Source organism: Mycobacterium sp. ENV421, from assembly GCF_002887815.1.
Taxonomy (GTDB): domain Bacteria; phylum Actinomycetota; class Actinomycetes; order Mycobacteriales; family Mycobacteriaceae; genus Mycobacterium.
In genome coordinates this window covers 50,197-69,893 of the sequence record NZ_PDHO01000014.1, presented here as the reverse complement: position 1 = coordinate 69,893, position 19,697 = coordinate 50,197, and the positions used below count along the sequence as shown (strand labels likewise).

Sequence of the window (19,697 nt, the reverse complement as noted above, 5' to 3'; positions counted from 1 at the left end):
AGGGCTCATGTCGAAAGACCTGACCGACCTCGATCTCCTGCACGAGCTGGAACCGGTGGCGGAGAAACTCATCAACCGCCACATGACGATGATGAAGGACTGGAACCCGCACGACTACATCCCGTGGTCGGATGGCAAGAACTACTACGCCCTCGGCGGCCAGGACTGGGATCCCGAGCAGTCGAAGCTTTCCGAAGTCGCCCGCACGGCGATGGTGCAGAACCTCCTGACCGAGGACAACCTGCCCGCCTACCACCGCGAGATCGCGATGAACTTCTCGATGGACGGCCCGTGGGGCTACTGGGTGAACCGGTGGACCGCCGAGGAGAACCGGCACGGCATCTCGATCCGCGACTACCTGGTGGTCACCCGCAACTGCGATCCCGTCGAGCTCGAAGAGCTACGGATGGAGCAGATGACCCGCGGCTTCTCGCCGGGCCAGAACCAGCAGGGCGATCTGTTCGCCGAGAGCCTGTTCGACTCGGTCATGTACGTCAGCTTCCAGGAGCTGGCCACCCGGGTGTCGCACCGCAACACCGGCAAGGCGTGCAACGACCCCGTCGCCGAGCAGCTGCTGGCCAGGATCTCCAACGACGAGAACCTGCACATGATCTTCTACCGCGACGTCAGCGAGGCCGGTTTCGACGTGGCCCCCAACCAGGCGATGAAGTCACTGCACCGGGTGCTGCGCAACTTCAAGATGCCCGGTTACACCGTGCCGGACTTCCGGCGCAAGGCCGTCATCATCGCGATGGGCGGCGTGTACGACCTGCGGATCCACCTCGACGACGTGGTGATGCCGGTACTCAAGAAGTGGCGCATCTTCGAGCGTGACGACTTCACCGGCGAGGCGGCAGCCATGCGCGACGATCTCGCGAACCTGATCACGGAAATCGAAGAGGCCGCCGACAAGTTCGAAGAGTCCAAGGCTCGCAAGCTCGAGCGGGACGCGCGTCTCGCCGAGAAGCGCAGCGCCAAGGCATTGGCAGGGGCGGCGACATAGTCGACATCGCACCAGCGGCCACCGGGCTGCGGATCGGGCCTTTCGCCCTCCGCAGCCCGGTTGTCTTGGCGCCCATGGCCGGCGTCACCAACGTCGCATTCCGCACCCTGTGCCGGGAGCTGGAGGAGGCACGGGCCGGAACCGTGTCGGGCCTCTATGTCTGTGAGATGGTCACCGCCCGAGCGCTCGTCGAACGCCACCCGGTCACCCTGCACATGACGACGTTCGCTCCGCAGGAGTCGCCGCGTTCGTTGCAGCTCTACACCGTTGATCCGGCGACGACGTATGAGGCCGCCCGGATGATCGTCACCGAGGACCTCGCTGACCACATCGATATGAACTTCGGCTGCCCGGTGCCCAAGGTGACCCGTCGCGGCGGCGGTGCCGCACTGCCCTACAAGCGACGCCTCTTCGGCCAGATCGTGGCCGCCGCCGTCCGCGCCACCGAAGGCACCTCAGTGCCGGTGACCGTGAAATTCCGGATCGGCATCGACGACGACCACCGCACCCATCTCGACGCAGGCCGGATCGCCGAGCAGGAGGGCGCCGCGGCGGTCGCGCTGCATGCGCGCACCGCCGCCCAGCGGTACTCCGGGACCGCCGACTGGGACGAGATCGCCCGCCTCAAGGACGCGGTGACGACGATCCCGGTGCTCGGCAACGGCGACATCTTCGAGGCCAACGACGCCCTGGCGATGATGGCCTCGACCGGGTGTGACGGAGTCGTCATCGGTCGCGGCTGCCTGGGCCGACCCTGGCTGTTCGCGGAGCTCTCGGCGGCCTTCACCGGCTCGCCGACGCCGACCCCGCCGACGCTCGGCGAAGTCACCGACATCATCCGCCGCCACGGCGAGCTGCTGGCCGATCACTTCGGCGAAGACAAGGGCATGCGCGACATCCGCAAGCACGTCGCCTGGTATCTGCACGGCTTCCCCGCGGGCGCCGACATCCGGCGGGCGTTGGCGCTGGTCAAGACCCTGACGGAGCTCGACAGCCTGCTCGACCGCCTCGACCGCGACATCCCGTTTCCGGATGCTGCAACGGGGCCGCGGGGCCGGCAGGGGTCGGCGTCGTCGGTCACCCTGCCAGAAGGCTGGCTCGATGACCCCGACGACTGCACGGTGCCTGCGGGGGCCGATGTCATGAACTCCGGAGGCTGAACCGAGACGGTCCCGACACCTGTGCGAGCTAGCGGTTCGACAGCGTGTCTCAGTACGATGGTGATCTTGTCTTGTCGTGGGCCGCTGGAGTGGCGGACAGCCACCGAGTGCTGCTACAAGACATAGGAAAGTTGAGACGGCCGCGCATCGATGCCGGCCGAGGTGTCGGTACCGCCGGACCATCATTTGCACGCGCGTCGATGCGCACGACCCAGAGTCGGAGGCGACTGGAACATGAGTGACGGCGGCAACGCCACTCCTGGCCAGCACCGCGCCCCCGACGAGGGCGAGCGGGTGATCAGGACTCCTCGAGCCGCGGCCGGCGCCGCACCCTGGGAGCGGGTGACAGCGTCCGCTCCCCCGAGCGGCAACCACACCCAAGGCGTCACCGTCGCCGACCTGATCGCGAAGGTGTCCGGCTCCCGAGCCGTGATCGAGCCGACCCGACACCGGGCCGAGGACGACGAGCACGACCCCGTCTCCCCTGACGCCACAGACATCCCCGACCTGACCGATCTCACCGAGCCGATCCCGGTCGTCACCGCCGCCTACGCCGACGAAGTGCCCGACCTCGAGGCGATTGGACACGCGCGCGGTGCGTCGGCCGCTGACACCGATCCGGCGCCGTCGAGCACAACCAAGAAGAAGCGCAGGTCGCGCCGCAAGCCGGTGCTGCTGGCCGGGCGATCCGCGGCGGCGCTGTTCGCGGTGTCGGCCCTGGTGCTGACCGGTGGCGCCTGGCAGTGGCAGTCCACCAAGAACAATCTGCTGCGCAATGTCGCGGCGCTGGACACCAATTCGCGCGACATCATCGATCCGAACGCGCAGTTCGGCGACGAGAACTTCCTGATCGTCGGCGTCGACAGCCGCACCGGCGCCAACGGCGAGATCGGTGCGGGCACCACTGAAGACGCCGGCGGCGCCCGGTCGGACACCGTGATGCTGGTCAACGTCCCCGCCGACCGCAAGCGCGTCGTCGTGGTGTCGTTCCCCCGCGACCTGGCCATCACTCCCGCGTATTGCCAGGCGTGGGATCCCGACACCGGTAAGTACGGCCCGGTCACCGACAAGGCCACCGGCGAGGTGAGTGACGACTACCGCTACACCGAGACGAAGCTGAACTCCGCATACGCCTATGGCGGGCCGAAATGTCTGGTCAAGGTCATCCAGAAGATGTCGGGGCTGTCGATCAACCGGTTCATGGCCGTCGACTTCGCCGGCTTCTCCAAGATGGTCGACGCGGTCGGCGGCGTGGAGGTGTGCAGCACCACCCCGCTGAAGGACTACGAGCTGGGCACGGTGCTGGCGAACGCGGGCCGCCAGACGCTCGACGGGCACACCGCGCTGAACTACGTCCGCGCCCGCCAGGTCACCACCGAGCTCAACGGCGACTACGGCCGCATCAAGCGCCAGCAGCTGTTCCTGTCGTCGCTGCTGCGCTCGATCATCTCCAAAGACACCCTGTTCAGCCTCACCAAGCTGAACAACGTGGTCAACGAATTCATCGACGACACCTACGTGGACAACGTCCGGACCAAGGACCTGGTCGACCTCGGTCAGTCGCTGCAGGGCGTCAACGCGGGCCGGATCACGTTCGTCACCGTGCCCACCACCGGAATCACCGACGCCGACGGCAACGAACCGCCGCGCACCCAGGACATCCGCGCGTTGTTCGACGCGATCATCAACGACGATCCGCTGCCCGGCGAGAACGACACCAACGCGACGACCAGCCCCATGACGGCGTCGCAGAACGCCATTCAAGCGGCCAAGCCCGGCCAGGGCGAGCAGCCCGAACAAACGACTCAGACCGAATTGGTCAACGCCGTGACCACCGATCCGCAGGACATCACGGTGCAGGTGTCGAACTCCACGGGTCAGGACGGGCTCGGCTCCACCGCCGCTACCGCGCTGAAACAACACGGCTTCCACGTGCTGGCCCCGGACGACTACACCGGCACCGTCACGGGAACCACGGTGATGTTCTCGGCGGGCAACGAGCAAGCCGCCGCCACCGTCGCCGCGGCATTCCCCGCCGCGCAGATGGAGCGGATGGACGGCCTTGGCGAAACCGTCCAGGTGGTGCTCGGGTCCGACTTCAGCACTGTGGCCGCCCCGCCGCCGAGCGGATCCGCGGTCAGCGTCGAGGTCAGCCACAACTCCAAGAGCACTCCCACCGAACTGCCCGAGGACCTCACGGTCACCAACGCCGCGGACGTCACCTGCGAATAAGCCGCCTCGAGCATGCCGGGCGTTTGCGTTCATTCACCGTTCGTTCACTCCACCTCGGCATACTGGGTGCACTGGCAGAAAGTAGGGTGGACGCCATGCGGACCGCATACCACGAGCAGCTCGACGCGCTGACCAACCAACTGGCCGAGATGTGCCGGATGGCCGGACTGGCGATGGAACGAGCAACCCAGTCCCTGCTTCAGGCCGACCTGGTGTTGGCAGAACAGGTGATCACCGACCACGAGCAGATCTCGGCGGCCAGCGCGCGCGCCGAGGAAGCCGCCTTCGTCCTGCTGGCGTTGCAGGCGCCGGTAGCCGGTGATCTACGGGCGATCGTCAGCTCAATTCAGATCGTCGCCGACGTCGACCGGATGGGAGCCCTGGCCCTGCACGTCGCCAAGATCGCGCGTCGCCGGCATCCCCAGCACACGCTGCCCGAGGAAGTCAACGGATACTTCGCCGAAATGGGCCGTGTCGCAGTCGATTTGGGCAACAGCGCGCGTGAGGTTCTGCTATCCCGGGATCCGGAGAAGGCGCGCCGTATTCGCGAAGAAGACGACGCGATGGACGACCTGCACCGGCATCTGTTCACCGTGCTGATGGATCGCGAGTGGAAGCACGGCGTGGCCGCCGCGGTCGACGTGACGCTGCTGGGCCGCTTCTACGAACGCTTCGCCGACCATGCCGTCGAGATCTCCCGCCGGGTGATCTTCCAGGTCACCGGCCGGCTGCCCGAAGAAGAGGAAATCGCGACGACCTGAGCTTCGGCCCGGAGCTAAAAAATCCGGTATCGCCTCGGCGATACCGGATTTTTGTTGAGCGGGTAGGCCTACCCGAATCGGCCGGAGATGTAGTCCTCGGTGGCCTTCTGGCGCGGATTGGAGAAGATCTTCTCGGTGTCGTCGATCTCGACCAGGCGTCCCGGCTTGCCGGTGGCCTCCAAGTTGAAGAACGCGGTCTGGTCACTGACCCGCGCGGCCTGCTGCATGTTGTGCGTGACGATCACGATCGTGAACTCCTGCTTGAGTTCACCGATCAGGTCCTCGATGGCCAGCGTGGAGATCGGGTCCAGCGCCGAGCACGGCTCGTCCATCAGCAGCACGTCGGGCTGGACGGCGATGGCGCGGGCGATGCACAGCCGCTGCTGTTGACCGCCGGACAACCCGCCGCCCGGCTTTTCCAGCCGGTCCTTGACCTCGTTCCACAGGTTGGCGCCCTTGAGCGAACGCTCGGCTGTCTCGTCGAGCACCTTCTTGTTGCGGACACCCTGCAGCTTCAGGCCGGCCACCACGTTGTCGCGAATCGACATGGTGGGGAACGGGTTTGGCCGCTGGAACACCATACCGATGGTCTTGCGCACACCGACCGGGTCGACCCCGGATCCGTAGATGTTCTCACCGTCGAGCAGCACCGAACCCTCGACCCGCGCACCCGGGATGACCTCGTGCATGCGGTTCAGCGTGCGGAGCACCGTGGACTTTCCGCAACCCGACGGGCCGATGAAGGCAGTCACGTTGCGCGGCGGCACCGCAAGCGACACGTCGGCGACAGCGTGGAATGCGCCGTAGTAGATGTTGACGTCTTTGAGATCCAGCCGCTTGGCCATGGTCAGTAGTCTCCTAAACCTGCTCAGACCTTTTTAGGGGCAAAGAATTTGGCGATGAAGCGCGCACCGATGTTGAGGACCGCGATCAGCACGATCAGCGTCAGCGCGGCGCCCCACAGTCGGTCGGTTGGAACGGGGTTGGCACCCGCACCGGCCGATGTCTGGTCGTACATCATGCCGGGCAGCGAGCCCATGAATCCGTTGAACATGTCGAAGTTCATCGCCTGCGAGTAGCCGACCAGGATCAGCAGCGGCGCGGTCTCGCCCATGACGCGGGCCAGGGCCAGCATCACGCCGGTGACGATGCCCGACAGTGCAGTCGGAATGACAATGCGCGCAATGGTTTTCCATTTCGGAACGCCAAGCGCATAGCTGGCTTCACGCAGGTCCATCGGAACGATCCGCAGCATCTCCTCGGTGGACCGCACGATCACCGGGATCATCAGCAACACCAGGGCCAGCGACACGGCGAAGCCGGAACGCTGAAAGCCCAACGTGGCCACCCACAATGCGTAGATGAACAGCGCGGCGACGATCGACGGCACACCGGTGAGGATGTCCACCATGAATGTGGTGAGCTTGCCCAGCCTGGTTCCGCCGCCGTACTCGACCAGGTAGATGCCGACGAACACGCCGACCGGTATCGAGATCACCGCGCAGAACAAGCCCTGCAACACGGTTCCCACCAGCGCGTGGTAGACGCCACCGCCGGCCATGAACGCCGTCATGCCGGACTGCGAATGAGTCCACCAGCCGCTGTCGAGAACAATGCCGAGGCCCTTGCTGATCACCGAGTACAGCACCCAGATCAACGGCACCACAGCGACGAACACCGACAGCGTCACCAGAACGGTGGCGGTGTTGTTGGTCAGCTTGCGCCGCAGGCTCACCGCCTGGAAAGTCGGTGCCTTGACCGGCTTGTCGAGGGTCGAGGTCATCGGGCACCCCTTCCGGCCACCGCGGCGCGGGCCGCCGAGTTGACCACGAACGTCAGGATGAACAGCACCAGGCCGGCGGCGATGTAGGCCCCCGCCTTGTACTGGTCATTGAATTCCGAAGCGGCCGAGGCGATCTTGCTGGCGAAGGTGTAACCGGCGTCGAACAGCGACCACCCGAACGCCTTCTGCGTGCCGCGCAGGATGATCAGCAACGCGATCGTCTCACCCAGGGCGCGGCCCAGGCCGAGCATCGCACCGCTGATGTAGCCGGACAGACCGAACGGCAGCACGGTGGTCCTGACCACCTCCCAGCGGGTCGCGCCGAGCGCCAGCGCTGCCTCGATCTGTCCACGTGGCGTCTGCACGAACACCTCGCGGCTGACGGCGGTGATGATCGGCAGGATCATCACCGCCAGCACGATCCCGGCGGTGAAGATGGTGCCACCGCCGGCCACCGACGCATTGCCGGTGTCGAACAGAAACAGCCAACTGAGATTGCCGTTGAGCCACAGTGCCAAAGGTTGCAGCACCGGGGCCAGCACGTAGATACCCCAGACGCCATAGATGATCGACGGCACGGCGGCCAGCAGGTCGACCATGTAACCCAGCGGCCCGGACACCCGGCGCGGGGCGTACTGCGTCAGGAAGATCGCGATACCGAGCGCGACGGGCATCGCCAGGACCAGAGCGAACAGCGAGACGAACACCGTCACCTGCAGCAGGTCCAGGATGCCGAACTTCATGTGGGCGGTGTCCGTGGTGAGCCAGTTGCCGCCGTAGGTGAAGAAGTTGGCGTCGTTTCGGCCCAGCGCCGGTACCGCACGCCAGACGAGGAACAGGCCGATCGCGACGATCAGCGCGATAACGAGAATGCCGGAACCTTCGGACAACCCGCGGAAAATCCGATCGCCGAGGCGCACCTTGGCTGTTCCGGACGGGTTCGTCGGGATCGAGGGCTTTTCCGGGAAGGGCTCAGCCACGACCTCGCCGGCTCCAGCCTCAGCTGGATTTGGCCCGGGCATGTCTTGGGTCACATCCACCCCATCGCTCACTGATCTCTCCATCGTCACCGCAATCGACCTGCCTCGCCAGCGCTGTTACTGAATTGCTTTGACGGAGGTCAGCAACCGCTGCTTGAACGCGTCCGGCAGCGGGACGTAGCCGGCAGCGGGCAGGCCGGCCTGGCCGTCGTTGGCCGCCACGGTCAGGAACGACTTGACCGCCGCCGAGGTGTCGGCGTCGTAGCCCTTGGAGCAGACGATCTCGTAGGTCGCCAGCATCAGCGGGTAGGCGCCCGGAGCTTTGGTGGAGTACAGGGAGTTCAGGTCGAGCACGAGGTCATTTCCTTCGCTCGCGAACTTCGCCGAATCGATCGCCGCCTTGGCCGAGTCGTCGGTGAGCTCCACCGGCCCGCTGCCGGTGTCGATCTGAGCCATGCTCAGCTTGGCCTGATCGGCAAAGCCCTTCTCGACGTAGCCGATCGCACCCGGGGTGGCCTGCACGGCCTGCACGACGCCGGCAGTCTTCTGCGCGCCTTCGCCCGCACCGCCCTGGAATTCCTTGCCCGCGCCCTTGGTCCAGGTCTGCGGCGCGGCCGCGGTCAGGTACTTCTGGAAGTTGTCGGTGGTACCCGAGGAGTCCGAGCGGTAGATCGGGGTGATCTTCTGGTCGGGCAGCGACACTCCGCTGTTCAGCGCGGCGATCGCCGGGTCGTTCCAGTTGGTGATGGCACCGGTGAAGATCTTCGCCAGCACGTCGGCGTTGACGACGAGCTTGTCGACGCCGGGCAGGTTGTAGCCCATGGCGACAGGGCCGAACACCATCGGCAGATTCCACGCCGGGTTGCCGCCGCAGCGCTTGGCGGCCGGGTCGACCTGGTCCTTGGACAGCGGCGAATCGGAGCCGGCGAAGTCGACCTGGCCGGCGACGAACTGGGTGACACCCGCGCCGGAGCCGGTCGGGTTGTACGAGAGGTTCTTGCCCGGGCACTTCTGGCCCCACACCTGGTTGAACACCGCGACGGCGTTCTGCTGCGCGGTCGAGCCCTCGGCGGTCACGGCGTTCTTGCCACCGCAGTCAGCCGAAGCGCTGGACGAACCGGACGCCGCGTTGGTCGAGGACGACGTTGCGGCGTTGTTGTCGCTTCCGCAGGCGGTGAGCGTCAGGCCGGTGATGGCCGTTGCTGACGCAGTCACGAAGAACGCCTTGCCAAACCTGTTCAGATTCACCTATCCCACTTTCTCCAGTGTTGCCCTGTTCGCCCCGGTAGGAGCACATGCATCACCCCGGAAGTTAGGCGTTGGTAGTGGACGGAACCCACCCGGAATATGAACGGAAGGTGAACAGGTTGATGAACGACGCATTGCGGGCAGCCGCTAACTAGCTGTGACTACCGCCACGGTCAATATTTGCTCTTCCGGCAACTTGGTAAGCGGTGTCGATGTTCGAGACAGCAAATCCGAGCCGTTCGTAGGTGTTGACCGCGGCAGCGTTGTCGGCTTCGACGTAGAGCAGGACTTCGGGCTCCTGGTGTGAGCCCAGCACGCGGGCCAGATGCTCGATGCCCACCAGGGTGAGCAGACGGCCCAGTCCGCGGCCCTGCGCGGCGGGGTCCACACCGACCACGTAGACCTCGCCCAGCCCCGGATGGTCGGCGTGCACTTTCGTCCAGTGAAAACCGAGCAACTGGTCGGTGGCGTCGTCGAAGGCAAGGAACAGACCCGCCGGATCGAACCACGATTCACGGCGCCGTTCGTCGAGATCTGATGAACCCCAGCCACCTTGTTCGGGATGCCAGGAGAAAGCGGCGTTGTTCACCCGCAGCAGCTCGGCGTCATCGGCCGGGCCGGCGTAGGTGCGAATCCGAATACCTTTGGGCACAACAACTTCAGGGATGTCGCGGAGTGCGCGGCGCATCTGCATGAGCTCGCGGGCCACCGTCATTCCGAGCGCGTCGGCCACCGCCCGGGCCGCGGGCAGGGTGCCGTGGGCCCAGAACCGCACGGCGCCGTCGGCGGCGTCCACGGCGGCCCCGAGCAGCGCTGAGCCGATACCGCGCCGTCGGGCATGCGGTGCCACGACGAGCTCACCCATCGCCTCGGCGTCGTCGCGTCCCGGCGTCAGGTTGAGGTAGCCGACCACGTCGTCGCCGTCGGTGGCGACCAGGTGCCGGGTGCGGGACTGTGGCAGCTCGCGCAGGACCTGCTCGCCGACCGGCGCGACCCCGTCAGTTCGGGTGGCGGCCTCGATCATGGCGCGCACCTGCTCCTGCTCGGCCGGGGTCAGGGCGGTGCGCCAATGCGGGGCGCTCACTGACTGCGCAGCGGCTGCGACACCGATCGCACGCTCATCGAATCCGCGATGTCCTCGCCGTCGTCGAATGCGTCCTCGTCGTCGTCCTCGGTGAAGTCCGAGTCGACGGGCGCCGGACGCCCCCTGGCCGGACGGACCGCTTTGTAGCCGACGTTGCGGACCGTTCCGATCAGCGATTCGTATTCGGGTCCGAGTTTGGCGCGCAGACGTCGCACGTGGACGTCGACCGTGCGGGTGCCGCCGAAGAAGTCGTAGCCCCACACCTCCTGGAGCAGCTGCGCGCGGGTGAACACCCGGCCGGCGTGCTGCGCCAGATACTTCAGGAGTTCGAATTCCTTGTAGGTGAGGTCCAGCGGGCGACCGCGCAACCGCGCGGTATAGGTGCCTTCATCGATGACCAGTTCCCCGAGGCTGACCTTGCCCGCGCTCTCCTGGGTGGCCACGCCGCCGCGCCGGCCGACCAGCAGACGCAGCCGGGCGTCGATCTCCGCGGGCCCGGTGCTGGGCAGCAGGATCTCGTCCAGACCCCAGTCCATGTTGACGGCGACCAGGCCGCCCTCGTTGACGACGGCCACCACCGGCACGGACGTCCCGGTTGTCCCGAGCAGGCGACACAGGCCACGGGCGGCCGCCAGGTCGGTGCGCGCGTCGACGATCGCGATATCCGCCGAGCCCGCCTCCAGCAGCGACGAGACTTCGGTGGGCGCCGACCGCACATTGTGCGCGAGCAGCGCCAGCGACGGCAGCACCGATTCTGGGTGCGGGTCGACGGTGAGAAGTAGCAGGTCCAACAAACTCTCCAATGCCCCGGATACTCATCGTCGACAGCGCCGTCGCGGTGACCCACCAGACTCATGGGCGACATATGGCCGTTACCCGGCCATGGGTCATCTAACTTTAACCCGCTACCTGCTATTTAGCTGATTTGAACGACTTCCTCTGCTGTCGAGGGGGTGCGCGGCGGCGGTTGCGCACCGGTTGTACGCCAGAATGTGCAGGTGCGAAAGCTCCTGATCACTCTCGGTGCCACGCTGCTCGCCGTGGTCGTCGGGGCGGTCGGCGTCGATTTCGGGGCGACGATCTACGCCGAGTACCGGCTGGCGCGCACCGTTCGCAGCGCCGCCGGGTTGTCGTTCGACCCGTCGGTGGCCATCCTGGGCTTTCCGTTCATCCGCCAGGCCATGCACCACCACTTCGACGAGATCGAGATCAAGGCCAACGGAGTGCGCCATCCCGTGGTCGGCAAGGCCGCACTGGAGGCCACCCTGCACAACATCGACCTCACCCAGGCATCGTGGCTGATCAGACCGGATGCGGACCTGCCGGTCGGCAAGCTCGAGAGCCGCATCATCATCGACTCCCTCCACCTCGGCCGGTTCGTCGGGATCACCGACCTGATGGTTGAGGCCCCGTCGAAGGAGACCAACGACGCCACCGGCGGGACCACCGAGTCGGGTATCTCCGGTAGCAAGGGCCTGGTCTTCACCGGGACGCCGAAGAAAGCCGGCTTCGACAAGCCGGTCAGCGTTGCCGTCGACCTGTCGGTGGCCGGCCCGGAGCAGACCACGCTGATTTTCACCGCGACGGATGTGCAGACCGGTCCCGGCACCGCTGACCAGCCGGTCCCCGACGACAAGAAGGCAGCGGTGCTCGCGGCGTTCAGCGGCAGCCTGCCCAGCCAGAAGCTGCCGTTCGGGGTGCGTCCGACCACCGAGGGTGCTCGCGGCTCGGACATCATCATCGAAGGCATCGCCGAGGGAGTAACCATCCGGCTCGATGGGTTCACACAGTCATGAGCCCCGCTGTGATCACCGCGATCGTCGCCATTGCCGCCGCGTTGGGGGTGGCGATCGTCGCAGGCGTGCTGCATAACCGGCGATCCGGAGTGGTGCGCGAGGTCGAATCGCACGACGTCGACGTCAGCGACCTGGGTTTATCCCGGACCGGCCCGACGGTCGTGCATTTCAGCGCAGTGTGGTGTGGACCCTGCGCAGGGGTGCGACGCGTGGTCAACCAGGTCTGCGCCGACCTTCGTGACGTCGCCCACGTCGAGATCGACATGGATGCCGATCCGGCTGCCGCACGCAAGCTTTCGGTGCTGTCGCTGCCGACCACGTTCATCTTCGACGCCGACGGCCGGCAGCGGTACCGCACGGCGGGGGTCCCCAAGGCCGCTGACCTGCGCGCAGCCCTCGAGCCTCTGTTGGCCTGAGAGCCCGGTCATTGGGTACCATGACTCGCGTGTCGACCCGCCTTGAGCTAGCGCTCACCAAGCGCCGCGCAGTCGATCTGTGCCGCGTTGCGGGTTGTTGCTGTTGTTGCTGTAGCTGCTGAGTCGCCGCGCCCTTCTTTCGCGCCGCCACTCTGGAGCGGCCGTTTGCGGCTCGTCTCCGCCCAGCCCGATCAGCAACAGGAGAAGAAACCATGTCGACAAGCATCACCAGCACCCCCGCCGTCGCCCAGGTCGATGTCCGCGGGCCCCGCTTCGCGGCGTGGGTCACCACGGCCGTGCTGGTCGCGGTTCTCGTCGTCTCGGGCTTCAGCACCGTTGCGGCGAGTGTGCTGCTCGGACTGCAGGCCGTGGTGTTCGCGATCGGGGCGCTGCGCGGGCCGCGTCGGCACCCCTACGGAGTGATCTTCGCCAACCTCGTCGCACCGCGGCTGAGTCCCGTCTCCGAGCGGGAGCCGGTGCCGCCGTTGAAGTTCGCGCAGTTGGTGGGGTTGATATTCGCCGTCGCCGGCGTCGCCGGCTTCGCTCTGGGGGCACCGCTGCTCGGCACCGTCGCCACCGCTTTCGCCCTGTTCGCCGCTTTCCTCAACGCAGCCTTCGGCATCTGCCTGGGCTGCCAGATCTATCCCCTCGTGGCCAGGCTGCGGACGCCGGCCAGCACCTGAGCTTTTCTAGACACGCAACCGAAAGGAACTACTTCATGGCACGCTCCGACGTCCTGGTCTCCACCGACTGGGCCGAGAGCAATCTCGACGCGCCGAACGTCGTCTTCGTCGAGGTCGACGAGGACACCTCGGCTTACGAAGACGGCCACATCGCCGGCGCCGTCAGGCTGGACTGGAAGACCGAATTGCAGGACCAGGTCAAGCGTGACTTCGTCGACCAGGAACAGTTCTCGAAGTTGTTGTCGGACAAGGGAATCAGCAACGACGACACCGTGATCCTGTACGGCGGCAACAACAACTGGTTCGCCGCGTACGCGTATTGGTACTTCAAGCTGTACGGCCACGAGAACGTCAAGCTTCTCGACGGCGGCCGCAAGAAGTGGGAACTCGACGGACGCCCCCTGGTGACCGAGGTGCCCGAGCGGCCCGCCACGTCGTACGCGGCAAAGACCCCGGACAACACGATCCGCGCGTTCCGCGACGAGGTGATCGCCGCGATCAACATAAAGAACTTGGTGGACGTCCGCTCCCCCGACGAGTTCTCCGGCAAGATCCTCGCGCCTGCTCACCTGCCGCAGGAACAGAGCCAGCGCCCCGGGCATATCCCCGGCGCCATCAACGTTCCGTGGAGCAGGGCTGCGAACGAAGACGGCACCTTCAAGTCCGACGAGGAATTGGCCAAGCTCTACGCCGCGGCCGGCCTGGACGGCGAGAAGGAGACGATCGCCTACTGCCGAATTGGCGAGCGGTCGTCGCACACCTGGTTCGTGCTGCAAGAACTGTTGGGGCACAAGAACGTCAAGAACTACGACGGTAGTTGGACCGAATATGGCTCCCTGGTGGGAGCCCCGATCGAGTTGGGAAGTTGATCATGTGCTCTGCACCTAAACAAGGACAGACTCTGCCCGCCGGTGTCGACCTCGAGAAGGAGACCGTGATCACGGGCCGCGTGGTGGACGACTCGGGTCAGACGGTGGGCGGCGCCTTCGTGCGTCTGCTGGACTCGAGCGACGAGTTCACCGCCGAGGTGGTGGCCTCGGCGACCGGTGATTTCCGGTTCTTCGCGGCACCGGGCACCTGGACAGTGCGTGCGCTGTCCAAGGTCGGCAACGGCGACGCCACCGTGGCGCCGACCGGCGCCGGGATCCACGAAGTCGACATCAAAGTCGCGTAAGACGTGTGGGGACGGGCTCGGGCGGCACCTCCGCCCGGGCCCCAGATAGACTGTCACCGTGGTTCTTTTCTACGAGATCCTGCTGGTCGCGACGGTTGTGTTGATCACCTGGTTCGCGTTGTACGCGCTGTATCGACTGATCACCGACGAGTCGTGAGTTCCGAGGACATCTCCGGTACCGCCGATCGCGCCGTAGCGGCTGCGGCCGAGCGGGCGAAGGAAACGGCCGTCCGCAACGTCCCGGTTTTCGACGACCTACCGGTACCCGCCGACACCGCCAATCTGCGCCTGGGCGCCAACCTCAACGACGCACTGCTGGCCTTGCTGCCGCTGGTCGGGGTCTGGCGCGGCGAGGGCGAAGGCCGCGGCACCCACGGCGACTACCACTTCGGACAGCAGATCATCGTCTCGCACGACGGCGGTGAATATCTGAACTGGGAGTCCCGGTCCTGGCGCCTCGACGAGTCCGGCGAGTACGCCGGCCCGGGGTTGCGGGAATCCGGCTTCTGGCGATTCGTCACCGACCCGGCCGACCCCGGTGAGTCGCAGGCCATCGAATTGATGCTGGCGCACTCCGCGGGCTACGTCGAATTGTTTTACGGCCACCCCCGCAATCAGTCGTCGTGGGAGCTGGTGACCGATGCGTTGGCGCGCAGCAAGTCCGGTGTGCTGGTCGGCGGTGCGAAACGGTTGTACGGGATCGTCGAGGGCGACCTGGCCTATGTCGAGGAGCGGGTCGACGCCGACGGCGGCCTCGTTCCGCACCTGTCCGCGCGGCTGACGCGATACGTCGGCTGATGCGCGGCGTTGCACTGGTGGTCGCCACGGCGGCCACCGCACTCCTCGCCGGGTGCGTCCCCGCCCCGTCGCCCTCGCAGCCGACGGCGATCAGCCCGGCGCCGAGCACCACCAGTCCCCTGCCTGGCACCACACCCCCGAGCAGCACGACACCCGCCCCGGCCGAGCACGGTTCGCTGGCCCGTTGCCTGCACGAGCACGGCGTTCCAGACTCGGCCGGTACCGCGGTCCTGGGTCCGCCGTCGGGGGTCGACCCCGGCGTCTGGGATCAAGCGATGAAAGCCTGCTCGCCGCTCGAGCCGGGCCCGGCCGGCTAATCTCTGACGAATCCGCCTCGCCGACAACGCTTTTCCTCGACACCCGCCCGCGCGATCACTCACAGCTGTCGCACAGCCGCCGGCTAATCGACGCCTACACACAGTGCATACGGTCGGTCTTCCCCTACAGATGGAGACGACGAGATGACTCTGCGACCGTTGCACACCGCGGTTATCGGCGCCATGAGTGCGGCCCTGATCGGCGCCGCGGTGGCCTGTGCGCCCTCGAGCGACGCCGCACCGGGCAACCCGGCCGGGCCGAATGATCCGTTCGCGAAGTGCATGACCGACAACGGTGTGCCCGCACCACCGCAGGGCGGCCCTGGTGGACAGGACGGCCCGCCGTCAGGCGGTCCGGGCGGGCAGCCCAACCCCGGCGCGGCCGGCGGGCCGCCGCCGGCACCGCCGGGTGTCGACCAATCGGTGTGGGACAAGGGTCTACAGGCGTGCGCGTCACTGGCGCCCGCGCCGCCTCAACAGCGCTGAGGGGCCCCAAAGAAAAAGGCTTGAGAAAAGGGCTTGAGAAAAGGGGCGGCCCCCGAGCCGTTATTCCTTGGTCGGACTAACCAAGAGCTCGGGGGCCGGGTAGCTGCCTGGAATTCGCCAGCGCGCTCAGAGCGCAGGTAAATCCCGGCACCTGGTGCTGCTAGCGGGCAGCCACCTCACATGTCCTAGAAGCTATCAATTTTCCGGACCACCTCCCTTCTTGTGTACCGACGAAAGTACCCGCGTCAGAAAGGTTGTGCCAACACATTTTCGCGATCAGCGATCACAGACGATCGCGGCATCGACCAGCGCCGCTACTTCGGCGGCCAGCCGAGTGGGCGGCAGGGGCTGCCCGTCGAGAGTGTGCACCCGAGCCGCGAGTGTCATGCTGGACACCAGCCAAACCCCCTGTGCGGCATACAAGTCGGATGGCCGCAGCGCGCGGAAGTCGCAGTCGTAGCCCTTCTCACGGGCAACTTCGAACAGCGCCTGCTGCGTGGTGCCACGCAGGATCGGGTACCACGGCGGCGGCGTGAGCAGGGTTGTCCCCGAGCCGTCGTCGGTGGCGATCACCACCGTCGAGCGCGGACCCTCCAGCAGGTACCCGTCGGAGCTGACGAAGATCACGTCACCGGCACCCCTGTCGGCGGCGTGCCGCAGCGCGGCCATGTTCACCGCATACGACAGCGTCTTGGCACCCGCCACCAGCCACGGCATCGCGTCCACTCCGGTGGACGGCAGCCCGCGGTCGAGCAGCACGGCGGCGATCCCGTCGCGACGGGTGGCGGCAACCCGGTCCGGCACGGGATTGACCGTGAGGTAGGCGGTCGGATCCGAGCCGGACTCCCGACCGCGGCTGTACACCAGGCGAAGGGCGCCCTCGGCAGCCGTCAACGACGTCCACTGCCCCACCGCGATGCCGATGGCCCGCCGCCAGGCCGACAGGTCCGGTTCCGGCAGGTCCATCACCTTGGCCGACTGGGTGAGCCGGCGCAGATGCGCGTCCACCAGGCAGGCGCGGCCGTCGCGGACCAGCAGGGTTTCGAACACGCCGTCGCCCCGGACGGCCGCGAGGTCGTCGGCAAACAGCAGCGGCTGCGCCGGATCTCGTACCTCGCCGTCGAGAGTGACGAGCACCGAGGGGCGGCCGGGCATTCCAAGCATGGAGCATGAGCGTAGTGGCAGCCCCGTAGAGTTGATGTGTGTCAGCAGTCCCCGCACCTGACAACTCCCCCGATGCCGGCGTGATCTGGCACTACGGCGACCCGTTCGGTGAGCAGCGCAGCGCCGAGCACGATGCCGTCGTCGTCGATCGCTCGCACCGTGCGGTCATCACACTCACCGGATCCGACCGGCGCAGCTGGCTGCACTCGCTGTGCTCCCAGCACGTCAGTGAGCTGCCCGACGGCGCCTCCACCGAGAACCTGAGCCTCGACGGCCAGGGCCGTGTCGAAGACCACTGGGTGCAGACCGAGCTGGGTGGCGTCACCTATCTCGACACCGAACGCGGCCGCGGTGAACCGCTGCTGGCCTATCTGCGCAAGATGGTGTTCTGGGCCGATGTCGCACCCGAGGCCGCCGACCTGGCTGTGCTCTCCCTGCTCGGGCCGCGTCTCGCCGAATCGGCGGTCCTCGGCGCGCTGGGCGTCGACGAGCTGCCCGCGGAGTCGACAGCCGTTCCGCTGGCCGGCGGTGGTTTCCTGCGCCGGATGCCCGCGGCGGCCGGCCAGATCGAACTCGACCTGGTGGTCCCCCGGGCCGAGGTGACGACCTGGTTGAGCAGGCTGGACGCGGCCGGCGTTCGCCGCGCCGGGGTATGGACGTACGAGGCGCTTCGGGTCGCGGGCCAGCGCCCACGGCTGGGCGTGGACACCGACGAGCGCACGATCCCGCACGAGGTCGGGTGGATCGGCGGCCCCGGGCAAGGAGCTGTGCACCTCGACAAGGGTTGCTATCGCGGCCAGGAGACCGTCGCGCGGGTCCACAACTTGGGAAAGCCGCCCCGGATGCTGGTCCTGGTGCATCTCGACGGATCCGGGGAGCGGCCGGTCACGGGTGATCCGCTGCTGGCCGCTGGGCGTGTCGTGGGCCGGCTGGGCACCGTCGTCGACCATGTCGATCTGGGGCCGATCGCCCTGGCCCTGGTGAAGCGGGGCATTCCGGCCGATACCGCTCTGACCACGGGCGGCGAGCATGAGGTGGCCGCCGAGATGGACCCGGAATCGCTGCCGCCGACCGATGCCGTGGGGGCCGGGCGGCTCGCGGTCGAGCGTTTGCGCCGCGGCGCGAACTGACGTTCTCCCACGGCCGAACGGGCCTGCCAGCACATCGCAGCGGGGCACGGTAAGGTGTGGACAGGACAATAACGAACACACAGATCGGAGCCGCCTGCATCCCGGGCCGCTCCGTTATTGCGCGAGGGGGTTCCCCCATGGGCCGCGGCCGGGCTAAGGCAAAGCAGACCAAGGTTGCTCGGGAGCTGAAATACAGCTCCCCACAGACCGATTTCAGTCGGCTCCAACAGGAGCTGTCCGGGTCGGAGTCTGAGTCGGATGAGCCTGACACCGTGGACAACGGGTTCGGCGAGGACCCGTGGGCCGACGAGGGTAGCTGGCGGCGCTGAGCCGCCGCCCCCTGTTCACACGCGCTGGGCCTGATCCCTAAAAGCGAGGGTGTAGTCCTACCAGCTTCGCTCTCGGGCCATCCTTGCCCTTGGTGACGGTGCCCAGTGTCCAGCAGTTCAGATGGCGTGCAGTCAGGATCGCCAGTGCGCGGTCGGTGTCCTCCGGCGCGACGACGGCGACCATGCCGACGCCCATGTTGAACGTCTTCTCCATCTCCGGGCGGTCGATACGGCCGCGCTGCGCGATCATCGCGAACACCGGTGCGGGAGTCCAGGTTCCGCGGTCCAGTTCGGCGACCAGACCGTGCGGGATGACGCGTTCGAGGTTGGCGGCAAGCCCACCACCGGTGACGTGGCAGAACGTGCGCACCTGCGTCTCGGCAGCCAGCGCCAGGCAGTCCTTGGCGTAGATCCTGGTGGGCTCGAGCAGCTCTTCCCCGAGCGTGCGGCCGAACTCCTCGACGTGGCCGGCGAGGTTCATCCGGTCGATCTCGAGCAGGACCTTGCGGGCCAGCGAGTAGCCGTTGGAGTGCAGGCCGGACGATCCCATCGCGATGATCACGTCGCCGGGGCGTACCCGGTCGGGACCCAGCACGTCGTCCGCCTCGACGACGCCGACGCCGGTGGCGGAGATGTCGTAATGGTCGGGCTCCATCAGCCCGGGATGTTCTGCCGTCTCCCCGCCCAGCAACGCGCATCCGGCGATCACGCAGCCCTCGGCGATGCCCGAGACGATCGCGGCGACGCGCTCCGGAACGGTACGTCCGACGGCGATGTAGTCCTGCAGGAACAGCGGTTCGGCGCCGCACACCACGAGGTCGTCGACCACCATCGCGACCAGGTCCAAGCCGACGGTGTCGTGCTTGTCCATCGCCTGCGCCACGGCGAGCTTGGTGCCGACACCATCGGTCGACGCGGCCAGCAGCGGCTCCCGGTAGTCCCCGCGCAGCGCGAACAGCCCGGCGAAGCCGCCCAGTCCGCCCCGCACCTCGGGCCTGGTGGCCCGCTTCGCAAGCGGCTTGAACAGCTCGACCGCGCGGTCACCGGCCTCGATATCAACCCCGGCCGATGCGTAGGAGATCAGGTTGTCTTCCTCGCGATCCGTCATCGGGCATAAGGCTACCGGTCGACGTCCGCCGCCGGAACGGGCCAG

General features: G+C 66.9%; 23 protein-coding genes. 15 read left to right on the top strand and 8 right to left on the bottom strand.

Annotation, left to right across the window (positions count from 1 at the left end):
• The first annotated feature begins 7 nt into the window (after window positions 1-7).
• The 4 genes from CRM90_RS17545 (at window position 8) to phoU (ending at window position 5,156) form a co-directional block, all read left to right on the top strand.
• Window positions 8-1,003, top strand: coding sequence for an acyl-ACP desaturase (locus CRM90_RS17545; protein ID WP_102808218.1), 996 nt, complete (start codon window positions 8-10; stop codon window positions 1,001-1,003).
• Between the two features lie 26 nt (window positions 1,004-1,029).
• Window positions 1,030-2,163 (top strand): tRNA dihydrouridine synthase DusB, encoded by a 1,134-nt coding sequence (gene dusB / locus CRM90_RS17540; protein ID WP_102808217.1) that lies wholly within the window; start codon window positions 1,030-1,032, stop codon window positions 2,161-2,163.
• A 234-nt stretch (window positions 2,164-2,397) separates the two neighbouring features.
• The gene (locus tag CRM90_RS17535; protein WP_102808216.1) at window positions 2,398-4,395 is read left to right on the top strand and encodes an LCP family protein; all 1,998 of its coding nucleotides are present in this window, start codon (window positions 2,398-2,400) and stop codon (window positions 4,393-4,395) included.
• A gap of 95 nt (window positions 4,396-4,490) precedes the next feature.
• Complete coding sequence (gene phoU / locus CRM90_RS17530; RefSeq protein ID WP_102808294.1) at window positions 4,491-5,156, top strand: phosphate signaling complex protein PhoU; 666 nt, start codon at window positions 4,491-4,493, stop codon at window positions 5,154-5,156.
• A 68-nt stretch (window positions 5,157-5,224) separates the two neighbouring features.
• On the opposite strand, the gene pstB is transcribed toward phoU, so the two are convergent.
• The 6 genes from pstB to CRM90_RS17500 all read right to left on the bottom strand — a co-directional run bounded on the left by pstB (window position 5,225) and on the right by CRM90_RS17500 (window position 11,045).
• On the bottom strand, window positions 5,225-6,001 hold the full coding sequence (gene pstB / locus CRM90_RS17525) for a phosphate ABC transporter ATP-binding protein PstB (RefSeq protein WP_102808215.1): 777 nt from the start codon (window positions 5,999-6,001) through the stop codon (window positions 5,225-5,227).
• 23 nt (window positions 6,002-6,024) lie between these two features.
• A complete protein-coding gene (gene pstA / locus CRM90_RS17520; protein ID WP_102808214.1) occupies window positions 6,025-6,939 on the bottom strand; it encodes a phosphate ABC transporter permease PstA in 915 nt (304 codons plus the stop codon).
• Window positions 6,936-7,961 carry a phosphate ABC transporter permease subunit PstC gene (gene pstC / locus CRM90_RS17515; protein WP_102808293.1) on the bottom strand — a complete coding sequence of 342 codons (1,026 nt, stop codon included), beginning with the start codon at window positions 7,959-7,961 and terminating at the stop codon, window positions 6,936-6,938. The genes pstA and pstC overlap by 4 nt, the downstream gene beginning before the upstream one ends.
• Window positions 7,962-8,036: 75 nt before the next feature.
• Complete coding sequence (pstS, locus tag CRM90_RS17510; RefSeq protein WP_199189931.1) at window positions 8,037-9,167, bottom strand: phosphate ABC transporter substrate-binding protein PstS; 1,131 nt, start codon at window positions 9,165-9,167, stop codon at window positions 8,037-8,039.
• 151 nt (window positions 9,168-9,318) lie between these two features.
• Window positions 9,319-10,251: a mycothiol synthase gene (gene mshD / locus CRM90_RS17505; protein ID WP_102808213.1), complete on the bottom strand. Its 933-nt coding sequence runs from the start codon at window positions 10,249-10,251 to the stop codon at window positions 9,319-9,321.
• Complete coding sequence (locus CRM90_RS17500; RefSeq protein WP_199189938.1) at window positions 10,248-11,045, bottom strand: winged helix-turn-helix transcriptional regulator; 798 nt, start codon at window positions 11,043-11,045, stop codon at window positions 10,248-10,250. Before CRM90_RS17500 ends, mshD begins: the two co-directional genes overlap by 4 nt.
• 198 nt (window positions 11,046-11,243) lie before the next feature.
• Between CRM90_RS17500 and lmeA the strand changes: the two genes are divergently transcribed.
• The 9 genes from lmeA to CRM90_RS17455 all read left to right on the top strand — a co-directional run bounded on the left by lmeA (window position 11,244) and on the right by CRM90_RS17455 (window position 15,921).
• Window positions 11,244-12,047, top strand: a complete 804-nt coding sequence (gene lmeA, locus CRM90_RS17495) for a mannan chain length control protein LmeA (RefSeq protein ID WP_102808290.1) — start codon at window positions 11,244-11,246, stop codon at window positions 12,045-12,047.
• Window positions 12,044-12,463 (top strand): TlpA family protein disulfide reductase, encoded by a 420-nt coding sequence (locus CRM90_RS17490; RefSeq protein WP_102808212.1) that lies wholly within the window; start codon window positions 12,044-12,046, stop codon window positions 12,461-12,463. Before lmeA ends, CRM90_RS17490 begins: the two co-directional genes overlap by 4 nt.
• A 20-nt stretch (window positions 12,464-12,483) precedes the next feature.
• The gene (locus CRM90_RS31465; RefSeq protein WP_353616982.1) at window positions 12,484-12,585 is read left to right on the top strand and encodes an Ms5788A family Cys-rich leader peptide; all 102 of its coding nucleotides are present in this window, start codon (window positions 12,484-12,486) and stop codon (window positions 12,583-12,585) included.
• Between the two features lie 90 nt (window positions 12,586-12,675).
• Window positions 12,676-13,146, top strand: a complete 471-nt coding sequence (locus CRM90_RS17485; RefSeq protein ID WP_102808211.1) for a DUF4395 domain-containing protein — start codon at window positions 12,676-12,678, stop codon at window positions 13,144-13,146.
• Between the two features lie 35 nt (window positions 13,147-13,181).
• Window positions 13,182-14,015, top strand: coding sequence for a sulfurtransferase (locus CRM90_RS17480; RefSeq protein ID WP_102808210.1), 834 nt, complete (start codon window positions 13,182-13,184; stop codon window positions 14,013-14,015).
• Between the two features lie 2 nt (window positions 14,016-14,017).
• Entirely contained in the window at window positions 14,018-14,320 is a 303-nt protein-coding gene (locus tag CRM90_RS17475; RefSeq protein WP_083118612.1) for a DUF1416 domain-containing protein, read from the top strand.
• Between the two features lie 153 nt (window positions 14,321-14,473).
• On the top strand, window positions 14,474-15,118 hold the full coding sequence (locus CRM90_RS17465; protein ID WP_102808209.1) for a heme-binding beta-barrel domain-containing protein: 645 nt from the start codon (window positions 14,474-14,476) through the stop codon (window positions 15,116-15,118).
• Window positions 15,118-15,435, top strand: a complete 318-nt coding sequence (locus CRM90_RS17460) for a hypothetical protein (protein ID WP_102808208.1) — start codon at window positions 15,118-15,120, stop codon at window positions 15,433-15,435. Before CRM90_RS17465 ends, CRM90_RS17460 begins: the two co-directional genes overlap by 1 nt.
• A 144-nt stretch (window positions 15,436-15,579) precedes the next feature.
• Window positions 15,580-15,921 carry a hypothetical protein gene (locus CRM90_RS17455; protein WP_102808207.1) on the top strand — a complete coding sequence of 114 codons (342 nt, stop codon included), beginning with the start codon at window positions 15,580-15,582 and terminating at the stop codon, window positions 15,919-15,921.
• 276 nt (window positions 15,922-16,197) lie between these two features.
• Here CRM90_RS17455 and CRM90_RS17450 read toward each other — a convergent pair whose 3' ends face one another.
• Window positions 16,198-17,058: an aminodeoxychorismate lyase gene (locus CRM90_RS17450; RefSeq protein ID WP_102808289.1), complete on the bottom strand. Its 861-nt coding sequence runs from the start codon at window positions 17,056-17,058 to the stop codon at window positions 16,198-16,200.
• Window positions 17,059-17,123: 65 nt separating this feature from the next.
• On the opposite strand from CRM90_RS17450, the gene ygfZ reads away from it, so the two are divergent.
• Complete coding sequence (ygfZ, locus tag CRM90_RS17445; protein WP_102808206.1) at window positions 17,124-18,215, top strand: CAF17-like 4Fe-4S cluster assembly/insertion protein YgfZ; 1,092 nt, start codon at window positions 17,124-17,126, stop codon at window positions 18,213-18,215.
• Between the two features lie 137 nt (window positions 18,216-18,352).
• The gene (locus tag CRM90_RS17440) at window positions 18,353-18,544 is read left to right on the top strand and encodes a DUF3073 domain-containing protein (RefSeq protein ID WP_102808205.1); all 192 of its coding nucleotides are present in this window, start codon (window positions 18,353-18,355) and stop codon (window positions 18,542-18,544) included.
• A gap of 37 nt (window positions 18,545-18,581) precedes the next feature.
• Here the strand turns inward: CRM90_RS17440 and purM are convergent, their stop codons facing one another.
• Window positions 18,582-19,652, bottom strand: a complete 1,071-nt coding sequence (gene purM / locus CRM90_RS17435; protein ID WP_083118618.1) for a phosphoribosylformylglycinamidine cyclo-ligase — start codon at window positions 19,650-19,652, stop codon at window positions 18,582-18,584.
• Window positions 19,653-19,697 lie beyond the last annotated feature (45 nt).